This window comes from Methanosarcina sp., from assembly GCF_049706645.1.
Taxonomy (GTDB): domain Archaea; phylum Halobacteriota; class Methanosarcinia; order Methanosarcinales; family Methanosarcinaceae; genus Methanosarcina.
On sequence record NZ_JBNAKP010000028.1, the window covers coordinates 55232 to 68633 of the forward strand.

Below are 13402 nucleotides of genomic sequence, written 5' to 3' on the forward strand. Positions count from 1 at the left end.
AATGTGCCGATTTTTTTGTAGAATTGCAAATCTCAAGAAGTTTTCGAATGGGAAATTTCATATTGGGAGATCAATTTTCCCCATAGTACACAAAAATTTGACTTCAAATTTACAGCAAATTCCTCATAAAAGCGCTTATGGCTACAAAATATTAAAAGGTAGCTGTTTTTAGCTTATAGAAGAACTCTATTGATTTAATTATTCTCAATTATTATAGCATTTCATCGGTTTTCTTCCAGAATCAGAAAGTGCCTCTTTGTCCAAGCATTTCACGATCCAACATGCAGTACGTATACTTTGAAATACTTTGAAATCAAGGTTCTGCAGATACTTGATTATTCTTTTACAAGAGTCATCTCTTCTCCGCGACAAATAAGAGTTCCGCCTTCCACTTTTTCTAAGATAACTTTATTACCATAGATTTCACAGCGGTGTCTTTTTTCCACAGCGGTGTCTTTTTTCTGAAAATTCTTAATGGTAAGAGATTAATTTCGCAATGGGATGAGACCTTAAAATATATTTGTTGTAGAAAAGTTATCGAAAAACTAAGCACTAATGTCTTTTTATGTTTTTTTCTTAAACATTGAGTGTGCTTATTTTCTTACTTTATCAAAGACTCACCCCAATAGCAGATAAGAGCTTACTTACTTGCAGGTGTCAAGAAGACCTTTCTTTTTACCGCCCCTGCTTTCAGAGGGGTGTATTGGTTCAACTTTAGCTTCTTCTTCCTTCGGTTCTTCCTTCTTTTCTTCGTTATGGTGGGTCATAGATTCAACTCCTAAATCAATTACATTTTTAAACAATTTTCCTAGATTTTTTCTTTTGTTCAAATATCCTATAACCTTCAAAGGATTCCTAATTTTTACGTTATGTTCAGATTACTTCTGCCAACCTCTCTTTTTTCTGGGACTAAAAAAGGATTCATATCCTTTAGCAGTTAGCAAATAGTATTCTGCTTGGTTCTTTTATTTTGCAATGATAAATCTTTGAGTCCCAAAGATTCTATTCTTAGATATATTAGATTAGTAGTTTTTTTCCATCCCTCCTTTTTACTAATAAAACATCAATTGAACCAAATTTGAAAATATATACACAACTTCGAAAAGGTTAGAGAAAGCCCGGAGGACTTGTTGTTCCTGTTACCTGTCCCTCGATAGAGTAACCCAAAAAATATTCCCTCGATATATTTTTTAGATTAGAACGTCTTCCAGGCAATCCTTTATTCACATACCCTACCGGTCACTTTCTCATTTGTGTTGATCCCCTTTTTTTCTTAGCGGTCTTTGCATTCGCTTTAATCCGTTCGTTTGGGTCTACTCTCTTATTCTCGTGGGGTTGTAATCTATAATAATTCCCAAACTTATTTAAAATAAATTATATGAAAAATTGGTTCTGAACAAATAATATTCACATGTAAAATGTTATTTTATCAAACAATATTTTAAATACTAATTATAATTCAAACTCTGTCAAATATTCGATTTCAACTCAGACCTTAACTCTGGTCTTAATGTCGACACATCCGGCTCAATCTGGAAAGTATTACGAAAGTGGCCGCATTAGAGGCTCTGTAATCAAAAAAATGGGAGCTTCGAAGGGGAATTATACCCCCCTCTCCCTGAAGGCTTAATCTGAGACTTCCTATACAATAAAAAATCTGAGACTTCCTATACAATAAAAATATGTAAGCGGGAGTAGGCAGGTTACTGCCTGAATTTCCTATTCTAAGTTTTTAACTCATAGGGTATGTTTCTCTGAACTCGGTTATTCCATAGAATAGTGAATAGAAGATTTCCTGCCGATTACCGCAACATGAAACACAAAAAACATTTTAGATACACACAGATACACGTTTTTCAATGACAAGCAGCTTGATTTTCCCTTAACGAGCATAAAGAAAGAACCCTGAAAGAAGAGCTTTCTTAATACCCTTTCTTTATTCAGTGCATAAACAAGCAATCTATCCAATACATAGATAGGATATGTGCGGAAATAATAACGATTACAAACTTTCAATACGCTGCCAAATAATCTCAAATAGAATAAAAATATGAACTAGTAGTGTGAAGCTTATTTTGAGTTTCTCGACTCCTTCGAGAAAAACGAAAGACAGGGCTTTCAGGTGGTAATAATGGAACCCGAGAAAACTTCCGAAGGCAGAGTTGTTGCGTTTATCGATATAGGTACTAACTCGGTCCGGCTGCTTCTGGTCCGGATCAATCCGAATGGGTCTTACCTGCCCCTGACCAAGCAGAAGGAAACAGTCCGGCTTGGGGAGAAGGAATTCATAGACAGGATTCTGCAGCCTAAAGCGATAGAACGCGCGGTTGTTGTCTGTAAAAAATTCATGGAACTTGCCAGGGCTTACAGGGCAGAAGAGGTTATAGCTGTGGCTACCTCGGCAACGCGGGACGCGAGCAATAAGGTTCAGCTTCTCGAAATGCTGAAAAAGGAGGCAAACCTGGAAGTCTGTACAATTTCCGGAACCGAAGAGGCTCGCCTCATTTACCTTGGGGTTTCAAGCGGGCTCCGGCTCGGAAGCTCAAAAGCTCTGTTCATAGATATCGGAGGTGGAAGCACTGAAGTCTCAGTAGGGGACCAGACCCAGTGTTATTATCTTTATTCCCTCAATCTCGGGTCCATCAGGCTGACAAACATGTTTTTACCGGACGAGACAGGGCCTGTTTCCGAGGAACGATATGAACAGATTAAAGAGCATATCCGGCGCAAGATTGCGGATATAACAAAAGACCTTTCCAGGTACAGCGTAAACTGTTCGATTGGGAGTTCGGGGACAATTGAAAACCTTGCCAAGATCGCTTTTGTCTACCTGCACAAAACAGCCCATGAAAGCTTTGAGAAACTGGAGTACGAAGACCTTAAGAGTATAGTCAGGGCAATGTGTGCCATACCTCTTGAAGAGCGGCGCAAGTTCCCTGGAATCAACGCGCAAAGAGCAGATATCATCATCTCAGGGGCTGCAATTATTGAGACCTTCATGGAAGAACTTGGGCTTTCCGAAATCAGTGTAAGTAAACGCGGGCTTCGAGAAGGGCTGCTTGTAGATTATATCTCAAAGAGCGAGTTCTCCTACATGATTACGCAGATGTCGGTAAGAAAGCGCAGCATTATGCAGCTTGGACTTACCTGCAATTTCGATGAAGAACATGCCCATACCGTTACCAGGCTTGCCCTTGAACTCTTTGACAGTATTCAGGCGCTTGGAATTTACGAGTTCAGGGAAGGGGAAAGGGAACTTCTTGAGTACGGCTCAACCCTGCATGACATAGGGACTTTTCTGTCATATGATACCCATCAGGCCTATGCCTATCACCTCATACGGGAGAGCAGTCTTCCGGGTTTCCAGCCTGAGGAAATCGAGATCATAGCAAACCTTGCTTATTTCCATAGGAAGAACACGCCTAAAAAGAGACACCCTAATCTGATCGGGGTTAATAAAGAAGCCGTAAAAAGCATCAGGGTCCTGACCGCCCTGCTCCGCATTGCCGAAGGACTGGACCGCTCCCATAATGGAATTATTTCCCATGTCCGGTTTTATATCGCCTCTACCGACAGTCTGGTGCTTGAAATGCACGCTCAGCGGGAGTGTCAGCTTGAAATCTGGGAAGTAGAGAAGCAGAAAAAATACTTCAAGAAAATGTTTGGATACAATCTCCAGTCCAAAGTTCTTATAGAACAGGGCGTTGGAGTTCCCCTGGTACTTGAAGGAAGTGCTGAGCTTGAGGAAATCTCAGGGGTTGAAATGTCCTCAAAAAGCTAAATTTAAAGGTTTTTTATTAAATTAGTACAGGGTTTTTATTGCGCTTTCAATCCTTTCCCTGAAATTCCCATTCCGTATCTTTTCCCAGGCCTCGGGAAAGGTATTGAGCAGTGTCTGGAGTTCTTCTTCCCTGTACGCGAGATAGGCTTCAATTCCTTCAGCACCTTCGGAAAACTTCTTTTTCCCGGAAACTTTTCCACTTTCGGCAGAGCCCCATTCCCCGGTTCTCAGGTAAGAACCCAGCAGGTCAACTGCAATCACAGCATCATGCAGATTCCCAAGGTGATCCTGAAGGGCCTTGAGTTCTTTGATCAGGGCTTTTGCATCTTCTCCAAGCACGCTCTCAAAGAACTCAAGGGTATAACGCATTCCCTTTGCTGCAATCCTGAGCCTGTGCAGGCGTTCAACAGGAAGATAAGGCCCCTCTACCCATTCGGAGTAAGCGCTGATATCTGCTAAGCGTGCGTAAAGGATTGAAGGGAGAACTTCTCTTACCCTGTGGGGCAAAGCATCATGTTTCCTGTTAATTGCAGGAAGGGTCAGGGTTTCGGGAGAGGCAAGCACATCCAAAAAATCTTTTTTGAATGCCCGGTATTTTTCGCTTTCCAGATAATCAATCATAGCTTTCCTGACTTTTTCTCGTTCTTCCATTAGCACTGTAAAAAGCGGATCAAGATCATGCTCATGTCCTGGAGGCAGGGTTTTCAGGTACTTATCGGCTTTTTCGCGGAAAACATCCAGATCCCTGACGTCCCCAAGTGAGCCAAGTGTTCTCCTTAGCCCTTTAAGGTGAGGCTCAAGCTGCTCGGTATCAAGATAAGTCTCAAAAACCTTCGCTGCCGCTCTCATCCTGCGGACTGCAACCCGCATTTCATGAAGTTCTTCGATTTCTTCTCCTTTTACGGTTCCTTTTTCATGGGAGAGCATACAGGAAAATTGATAGGAAAATATCCTGCAGGCAAGCCAGGCCATAGAGTTAGTCGGTTTGACAGTTATTTCAGTGTGAGGCCTGCACTTTTTCTTTTCTGGCTTTTTCTCCTCTCCGGCTCGCCTCTTCTCTGATTTTTTCTCCTCTGCGGTTTCTTTTTTTTCTGGCTTTTTCTCTTTTTCCGCCTGTTTCTCCTTTTCTGCCTGTTTCTCTCCTGTTTCCTTTGTTCCTGTTTCCTTTATTTCGGATTCTTCTTCGCTTCGGACTTTTTCGTCTTCAGCAACCTGAGAAAACAGAAGTTTGCTTCCAGAAAGAGATTTCCAGAGTTTAGCTTTTGTCTCAAACCTTTTTGCAGCTTTTTCGGTTACAGTTCCTATTATTTCTATTTCCAGGGCGTTTTCAAGTTCCCTTATCTTTCCCGGCCTGGTTTCGGATGTTTCGAAAAGGTCTGCAATCGACATAATGGCTGCAAGCATCAGGGCTTTATTCTGGAAACCGGGAGGCAGCTTCGTGTGGAAATTTTTAAAAGTTGAGATTAAACTTTTTTCGCTTACACACGGGTCCTGAAGTTCAGTAATCAGAGCTAGCATTAAAATTTCGTGAAGCCTGATTCCCTTTATAAAATGCGTCAGAAGGATTTCCCTGCTCATACGGGCTCTCTCCTCAGGAAAGATAGAATTTCCCGTATCCTTCAGGAAGGCTGCAAGCCCGAGGAGTTTTCTCTCTTCCTTCCCCAATCCGTGATATATGAACAGCCCATCAAAAAGCATAAAAGCATATTCCCTGCTTTTTTCGGCCCTGCTTTTATTTGCTCCGTAATACTCAAGCAGGATTTCAGGGTCCCATTGCTTAAATTCTATCGCTTTCTTTTCCTTTTTCAAAATACAGTTTTTTCCGGACTGGAGATGGAATTCACTATCTTTTTCCTTATACGTTGTAAAAGGAAAAATAGAAAGCCTTTTTTCTTTAAATTCCGAGCGCAGGGCTTTTACTTGGACCTGGGGAACTTTCAGAAGCAGGCTGAGCTCTTCACAGGCCTGTCCCCTGTCAAGTCCTATTAAAATTTGAGCCTGCTTTCCATACACGTTTTTCTGGTCTGCAAGCTGTGCGCAAAAAGCTCTTTCTCTCAGGCTAAGGAAGGTTTTCTCAGGAAGTTTTTCCATGAAAAGAAAGGCTCTTTCGAACTTGGAAAAGGGGCTTTCTGCCAGGCTATAACGCTTGAGCAGGAAGCTCCGGATAGTCTCCAGATCTTTAGAGCTTCCTCCGCTTTTAAGCTCAACTTCAAACTCATTGTATTGCTTTTCCCTGTCTCCACTCTTCAGGTTTACTCTATCCAGATAAATTTCGGCTATAACTCTTTTTCCCATTTTTACCTGGCGTATCACCCTTTTCTGTTTGAGGGATAGAAGCGGAAAAAGATCAAGTCCTGCCGTAAATTCGAAAATCATGTCTCTGATACGGGAATCGGGACATTCGAGCACAGAGGCTCTTTCAGGCAGGAAACTTACATATTCCTCTCGCCTGTGAGTTCCGCCTTCGAAACCTCCCAGGCTTTTAACGGTTAGCCAGCTCCCTTCTTCCCCATAATCTTTCCTGACCCGCAGGTAGTATCCCGAGGCCATAATAGCTCGGTTCTCAGTATCAAAGAAAATATCTTCATTTAACTGGGTTTTCGCCTCAGAGAGAGCGTATGAAGCAAGCCCTGAAAGACTTTCGAGGGCCTGAAAATCCGCTTCTTCCGTTACTAGAAATTTAGATTCTATCTCCATACTCCTTCTCTCCCGCCCGAGTTCCGCTTCGGGATCACAGAAAATCTCTGATTTTCTGAGAGTTGCGATGCAATCACAACAGCACGGGTCCGTTTCGGCAGAGTTGCGGCTCTGCAGTACGCTGTCAGTTTAGCTCGCTTTTCTCACTCAAGCGGAGTAATTTATAAATAAAGATGCTGTGATGCGATTAAGAGGGCTGGTTTATAAATTCGAGTGCAGTTTTATTCCGAGTTTTCGCGGTTGTAAATTGTCTGATTAGTATTTTCCGGCCCCTCGGCATTTTCCGTGATTACAATATCATGATTAAATTAAATGTATAGATGTACGTTTAAAATGATTAAATTAAATGTATATGTACGTTTAAAATGATTAAATTTATAGATATACGTTTAAACTACAGTTATATTGGTTGAGGTAATATAAATTTCAGCATTGCTACAGAACTATTTTTTCTAAGTTGTTTTCTGAGTTATTTTTCTGTAACTACTGCTCAAGTCCTTATAAATAAATCTGCTGTCATTCTTTTTATTTGCTGGAATTAATCAATTCTCGGCGTTTTTCAATTGATTAAACCCCAGGTTGTTTTTGCGGCTGAACAGTTATACTGAGTGACAATTCAAAAAAGCTAAATGCAGTAAAACATATCTATTAAAAATTTAAAAACGGCTATAGACCTATTTATCAAATTTCAGTTGCTCAAGAATTAGGCTGGCTTATAGTAAACTTAAACTGCTCAAATTAATAAATTTTATCCGTGTTAAATCCGGCTTGAGTATTTAAACACTAACACTTAGAGACTACTAATGCTTAGGGTCTATTACATTCGACATTAGTAGAGATTATTCAATTCAATAAGCGGAGTTATCCTGTTTCCTGCCTCTATAATCTATTAGACTCCGTTCCACTCAAAAATACCTTTACAGCCCGAATTTCAATATTGCCGAGCTTTCAATATTATTAATAACCGATTAATCTATGGAGTAACTTCCTTGACAGGTGACGACATACTACTCTGGGATGAGACCCTATTTAAGGACCCTTCCGTGCTTGAGCCTGACTATCTCCCTGAATATTTTCCTCACAGGGAATCACAGTTGAATGCGCTCAAATTCGCACTCAAGCCAGCCCTGCGCGGTATGCGGCCTTTAAATTGTTTGCTGGTAGGTCCTCCCGGAACAGGAAAGACCAGTGCAGTTATGAAGGTCTTCAGGGAAGTTGAAGCCCATGCGTCCGGTGTCGTTACCGTCAAGGTCAACTGCCAGCTTGATTCCACACGCTTTGCGGTGATGTCCAGAGTTTACAGGAAGCTTTTTGGAATTTCTCCTCCCAATTCGGGAATCGCGTTCAGGAAGATCTTTGAAACCGTTGTTAATTTCCTTGTCTCTTCTGAGAAAGTTCTGCTTGTTGCTCTGGATGATCTGAATTACCTCTGCTATGAAGGGCACGCCAATGAAGTGATGTATTCGCTTTTAAGGGCGCATGAGCAGTACCCTGGAGCAAAGATCGGGATAATCGGGATTGTAAATGATGCCTCGGACCTTTACTGCCTGGACTCCAGGGTGAATTCGGTCTTCCTGCCTGAAGATATCCCTTTTCCAAGATATGGAAGCGCTGAAATTCTCGATATTCTCAAAGACCGGGTAAAATACGGTTTTTATCCGAAGGTAATTTCTGACGAGTTACTGGAACTTATTGTCTCGTATGTAGAAAGGACTGGAGACCTCAGAGTTGGAATTGACCTTCTTAAACGTTCCGGCTTTAATGCCGAACGCAGAGGAAGCCGCACAATCTCTTCTGAAGATGTGGAAAAAGCTTACGAAGCATCCAAACTGCTTCACCTCTGCAGGGGTATAAACCTCCTGTCTGACCCTGAAAAACGCCTGCTTGAGCTAATAGCCAGAAAAGGAGAAATTCAGGCAGGTGAGCTTTACAAGTCCTTCCATGAATTAACCCAGCTCGGGTATACTCGCTTTTACGGGATTGTCAACAGGCTCCAGGTGCTTAATTATATAGATGCCGACTTTACCGGCAAGGGCCAGAGAGGCAGGACCAGAATTATAAAAACAAAATTCGGGGCTGAAGATATTCTAAATTGCCTTGAAAAAAAATAATTATGAACTTCCGGATTTTGTAAAATTAAAAAAGGCCTGAAAAAAGAGATTCACATGGACTTCCGGTGAGAGGCCGGAAAAGATTTTTCAGGCTTGAATTTTCCGGGCTAAAAAGCTAAGTAGACACAGCTCGAAAGCTGTGCCCTTTCTCTTTTGCCCGAATTGGCTTTATATTTTTTTTCTTAAATTACATCATTCCTGGTGGCATTCCGCCCATTCCTGGTGGCATTCCACCCATTCCTGGTGGCATTCCGCCCATCTCTTCGGGGCTTGGTGCACGGGTGGAAGCTATGATATCATCGATCCTGAGGATCATAACTGCAGACTCAGTGGCTGCATTGATAACCTGGGTCTTGACTCTCAGAGGCTCAACTACAAACTCTTTCCACATGTCAACAACCTTGCCTTCGAAAACATTGAGTCCTGCGGTTTTTACGCCTTTCTCGTGCTGGGAGCGCAGCTCCATGAGCATATCAATGGGGTCGAGTCCTGCGTTTTCTGCAAGAGTTCTCGGAATGATTTCGAGAGCTTCGGCATAGGCTTTGACTGCAAGCTGTTCTCTGCCTTCGAGGGTTGCTGCATATTCCTGAAGCCTGAGTGAAACCTCAACTTCTGGGGAACCGCCGCCTGCAACGAGCTTTTCATCCTCGATTGCAACTCCAACCACACGCAGGGCATCTTCAAGAGCACTGGTAATGCTATCAACAACATGCTCTGTGCCGCCGCGCAGCAGGATGGTTACGGCTTTCGGGTTGTCGCAACCTGTGACAAAGGTCATGTTGTCGCCGCCAACTCTCTTCTCTTCCACGAGCCCTGCATATCCGAGGTCTTCGGAAGTGATCTCATCCATGTTGGTAATGAGTTTGCCGCCTGTTGCTCTGGCAAGCTTTTCCATGTCGCTCTTTTTAACTCTGCGCACGGCAAAGATACCTGCTTTTGCAAGATAGTGCTGGGCAAGCTCTTCAATTCCCTTCTGGCAGAAGACAACATTTGCTCCGCTGCCGATAACCTTCTGGACGATCTTCTTGAGCATCTGCTCTTCCTGGTCAAGGAAGGACTGGAGCTGGTCAGGAGAGGTTATGGAGATTTCCGCATCGACTTCAGTATCCTTGAGTTCGATTGCGCTATTGAGGAGAATGATTTTTGCATCCTTGACTTTTTCAGGCATGTTGGGGTGAATTCTTTCCTTATCAATGATCATGCCCCGGATGAGCTCGGAATCCTCTACCCTGCCGCCTACTTTCTTCACAACATTGATATTGTCCCTGTCAACACTCGCCTTTCCGTTTGTGTCTACAACGCTTGTGACGGCATCTACGGCGATCCCCGAGAGAAGTTTTTTGGAGGACTCTGCACCCTTTCCGGTCATTGCGGTTTCAGCGATGCTGACTAACAGATTCCGGTCAGACATTTCTACTGTCATTGCCAGGGAGTTCAGGACTTCTATGGCTTTTTCGGCTGCAAGCCTGTACCCTGATGCGATAACTGTCGGGTGGATTTCCTGCTCGATTAAATCCTCAGCTTTGCTTAAAAGCTGGCCTGCGACTACAGCTGCACTGGTGGTGCCATCTCCGACTTCTTCGTCCTGGGTCTTGGCTACTTCCACTACCATCTTTGCTGCAGGGTGTTCGATATCCATCTCTTTGAGAATGGTTGCCCCGTCGTTTGTAATAACCACATCACCCATGGAGTCCACGAGCATTTTGTCCATGCCCTTGGGCCCAAGGGTTGTTCTGACGGCTTCGGCTACTGCCTTTGCGGCCATAATATTGTTACTCTGGGCATCTCTGCCTCTGGTTCGCTTACTTCCTTCTTTTAAAATGAATATTGGCTGTCCTGCCATAATTTAATCCTCCATTAGTGTGAGTTTGAAATATTTCTGGAATTAAAATCGCATTTTACATGTTTGTACTTCTATATAAACTCATCCCGCTGGTAGCTCTGGATAATAGGGATTTTGCTTACCTGCTTCTCTCAAACAAGAGGCGGGATAACTCAATCTTGTCTAGGGCTTTTCACGGAAAAAAGCGCACGCCTTCGGTTGCAGATTTTCCAAAAAATATGAGTTCCAAAAAATGGGTTACCTGCCAGTTCCGGAACGCAGCCTCCTTCTAATTTAGGGAAGGCTGTCGAGTCTAAGAACGTGCATAGAAATATGGGTAAAAATGCATCTAAAAGCTCATATATATCTGTTTTAATTCTTCACTTTCTTTCGGAAAACAGCAGTGCCTCAGTTAACTTCTTACTCTCCTGTTTCCGGAAGTTTTGAAAGAACTTTTTCTATTTCGTTCGCTTTCTCAAAAGAGAGCCCAAGGGGAACCTCAAAATCCCCATATCCGCTATGCTTTCTCGATCCCTTGCACCCGAATGATAGGCCCATGCCCTGCCTGTATACAAGTACGGTACAGTCCCCACAGATTGAAGCTGCGCCCATTGTATCCAGTACTGCCCTTTTTCCTTCCGGATAAGCACTGGCCTGCACAATGCGCATAGCTTTTTCGGGCTTCAGGAAAAGAATCAGCACGTCAAAACTGCCTTTATTCAGGGACAGGGGCTCGACTCTTATAAAGCAAAACCTTTTTTTCAATCTCGGGAGCGATAAGGCTGCATTTTCCGCAGCCTTCGAGTCCTTATATCTTCCGGAGTTCAGGTAGTATGCAGCAGGACTCTCCTCTGAAAAGCCCAGCACATAGTTTCCCGGAGAGCAGCTCTGCCCTGAGACAAGGAACTCTTCTCCCATGCGGGCTTTTTGCACAAGTTCGCAAAAAAGAAGGCCGGATTTTTCAGGAAACTTTTCATCTCCTGCGTTGGCTACTCTTTCCCCGGCTTTTCCGTCGGGACTTTTTTCGATTTCGTGCCCGATTTCATACCTGGCTTCATTCTCAACTTCATCTCCGACTTCGTTTCCTGTTTCGAAGGTTACGCATACGGGCTCGCCGGTTTCCATCATCCTGCCGAGTTCAGGGTATCTTGAGAAAGGGCTCTGCGCGGGGTACATGTAGCATGCTCCTGTTTTTTCCTGGCCTTCAAATGAATTCCGCTTTTACGGACGTAAAAACCGGGCCTCTCATATCTATTTTCTTCTTTTTGCCCGTAATATAACGCTGGGCCATAGGGCCGATTCTCAGGTTTATTTCCGACGGAACTTTTGTAATTCTTACCCTTACTATATGCTCGGTTGCTTCTGACATTGCAGCCTCTTCGATTTCCCTGGCAGCCTGGGCTGCAAATGCTTCTATGAAACGAATTCCTGCCCTTGCTGAATGGTTTTCAAAAGCTTTTTGCCATTTCTTGGTATTCGGAATTCCTACGAGATCTCCCTGATAGGCTACAACCTCGTTGAAAGCTGCAGGCCCGCAAAGCTTTGTATTTTCTTCGGGCTCGATTACGGAAACTTTTACTTTCCTGCCGCAGATTTCTCCCTCCCAGGCAGGGAATTCACAGGGACTTAGTTCTTCCCCGTGCAGCTCGCACTGAGAAACAATTGCGGCTGCAATCGCAAGCCCTTCAGGAGTCTCAGGCATCTTATCTACAAATACCTGTTTTGCAAGTTCGCCATCTGACATTTCCCATTCAGTATACTGCGGAATCTGCGGGTAGGTCAGAGAGCGGACATCTGGAGCATCGTGCAGGATCATTGCCAGCCTTTCTACTCCAAGCCCGAGATTCATGACAGGATATGGGATATCATACTCTGCAAGGGCTGTCGGGGAATAAATTCCGAAAGTTGCAACCTCGATCCAGCCGTCCGAATACTTTGAGTTAGAACCCACGAGTTTCGGATGGAAGGCAAATACCTCGGTCTGGGTGTCAGGAATGTAATATTTGCTGCGTTTTTCATCGGGCCTGAAAAGGAATTTTTCAAAGCCAAACTGGGAAAGCAGTCCCTCTGCAACAGCTTTCCCGTGGTCAACAGTCACCTCTTCATCCATGATTACGCAGGAAGCCGAATAATAGGTCATGAGTCTTGAGGCATCCTCCTGCTGTTCTCGCCTGAAGCAGCGATCTATGGAGAAAAAGTGGAAAGGAGGCTCCTGCCTTTCAAGGAGGGCACCGAGGGAAATGAACCAGCCGCTGGTCATGTGGCTGCGGAGTGTCTTTGTGCTTGCCTGGGGCACAAGCTCTTTAAACTCCGGGAAAACCCTGTCAATCATATCGGCAACAAGGGCGTCCGAAACTCCAAGCACTGCTGAAATCTCGGGCACAAGGTCATCTCCTTCAATCTTTCCTTTTTTATACGAATGGAGTACCTGCCTGATTTTATCTATCCCTCCATCGCCTATATCCCCGAGAATCTCTTTTACCTGTGCAATGCGCTCATCAGAAATTCCAACGTTCGGCCTTGGCAGGCCTGCAAGATAGAAACAGCGGTCCAGGACTGCAAGCGCTTCGCTTCCGAACTGTTTGTGCACTTCTTTATCGTCCACTATCAGAGGATTCATCATCTCTTCAAAACCCATCCTTAGATAGGCTTCTCTGAGTTTCTGAATAGTATCGTAAACAGGATGTGCTTTTCCATATCTCAGAGTGGTCCTTGGATAACGTTCGTTCAGGGTAGGTGTCCTGACCAGCTTCTTACCCTCGTTCCAGGTCAGGTCGAAGTTCTCTCTTGCGTCCCTTTTTATTTTTTCCGGATCAAATTTCATGCATATCCTCTTGTAACAGATTATTGGAATTCTATATCTTACTGAAATTCTAAATTGACCTGCTGAATTCCTAAATTGATCTCCTGAAGTCCTAAATTGGTCTTCTGAAGTTCTACATTGGTCTACTGAAATTCTAAATGATTAACTTGGAAACTAACTTTGAAACT

The 13402-nt window shown here is 43.6% G+C and carries 9 protein-coding genes; 3 read left to right on the forward strand and 6 right to left on the reverse strand.

Going from position 1 to position 13402, the window contains the following annotated elements:
* Window positions 1-335: 335 nt before the first annotated feature.
* Both ACPK8D_RS11155 and ACPK8D_RS11160 read right to left on the reverse strand, forming a co-directional pair.
* Window positions 336-446, reverse strand: a complete 111-nt coding sequence (locus ACPK8D_RS11155; RefSeq protein ID WP_424717920.1) for a desulfoferrodoxin FeS4 iron-binding domain-containing protein — start codon at window positions 444-446, stop codon at window positions 336-338.
* 198 nt (window positions 447-644) lie between these two features.
* Window positions 645-848, reverse strand: coding sequence for a hypothetical protein (locus ACPK8D_RS11160; protein WP_424717921.1), 204 nt, complete (start codon window positions 846-848; stop codon window positions 645-647).
* 1283 nt (window positions 849-2131) lie between these two features.
* Between ACPK8D_RS11160 and ACPK8D_RS11165 the strand changes: the two genes are divergently transcribed.
* Window positions 2132-3781, forward strand: coding sequence for an HD domain-containing protein (locus ACPK8D_RS11165; protein ID WP_424717922.1), 1650 nt, complete (start codon window positions 2132-2134; stop codon window positions 3779-3781).
* Window positions 3782-3802: 21 nt separating this feature from the next.
* Here ACPK8D_RS11165 and ACPK8D_RS11170 read toward each other — a convergent pair whose 3' ends face one another.
* Complete coding sequence (locus tag ACPK8D_RS11170) at window positions 3803-6478, reverse strand: CHAD domain-containing protein (protein ID WP_424717923.1); 2676 nt, start codon at window positions 6476-6478, stop codon at window positions 3803-3805.
* A gap of 989 nt (window positions 6479-7467) precedes the next feature.
* On the opposite strand from ACPK8D_RS11170, the gene ACPK8D_RS11175 reads away from it, so the two are divergent.
* Complete coding sequence (locus ACPK8D_RS11175) at window positions 7468-8589, forward strand: ORC1-type DNA replication protein (RefSeq protein WP_424717924.1); 1122 nt, start codon at window positions 7468-7470, stop codon at window positions 8587-8589.
* A gap of 187 nt (window positions 8590-8776) precedes the next feature.
* Here ACPK8D_RS11175 and thsB read toward each other — a convergent pair whose 3' ends face one another.
* Window positions 8777-10432: a thermosome subunit beta gene (thsB, locus tag ACPK8D_RS11180; RefSeq protein ID WP_424717925.1), complete on the reverse strand. Its 1656-nt coding sequence runs from the start codon at window positions 10430-10432 to the stop codon at window positions 8777-8779.
* Between the two features lie 59 nt (window positions 10433-10491).
* Between thsB and ACPK8D_RS11185 the strand changes: the two genes are divergently transcribed.
* Window positions 10492-10704, forward strand: coding sequence for a hypothetical protein (locus ACPK8D_RS11185; RefSeq protein ID WP_424717926.1), 213 nt, complete (start codon window positions 10492-10494; stop codon window positions 10702-10704).
* A 127-nt stretch (window positions 10705-10831) separates the two neighbouring features.
* Here the strand turns inward: ACPK8D_RS11185 and ACPK8D_RS11190 are convergent, their stop codons facing one another.
* Together ACPK8D_RS11190 and sepS are read right to left on the reverse strand one after the other, a co-directional pair.
* Entirely contained in the window at window positions 10832-11587 is a 756-nt protein-coding gene (locus tag ACPK8D_RS11190; RefSeq protein ID WP_424717927.1) for a DUF169 domain-containing protein, read from the reverse strand.
* Between the two features lie 28 nt (window positions 11588-11615).
* A complete protein-coding gene (gene sepS / locus ACPK8D_RS11195) occupies window positions 11616-13235 on the reverse strand; it encodes an O-phosphoserine--tRNA ligase (protein WP_424717928.1) in 1620 nt (539 codons plus the stop codon).
* Between the last annotated feature and the right edge of the window lie 167 nt (window positions 13236-13402).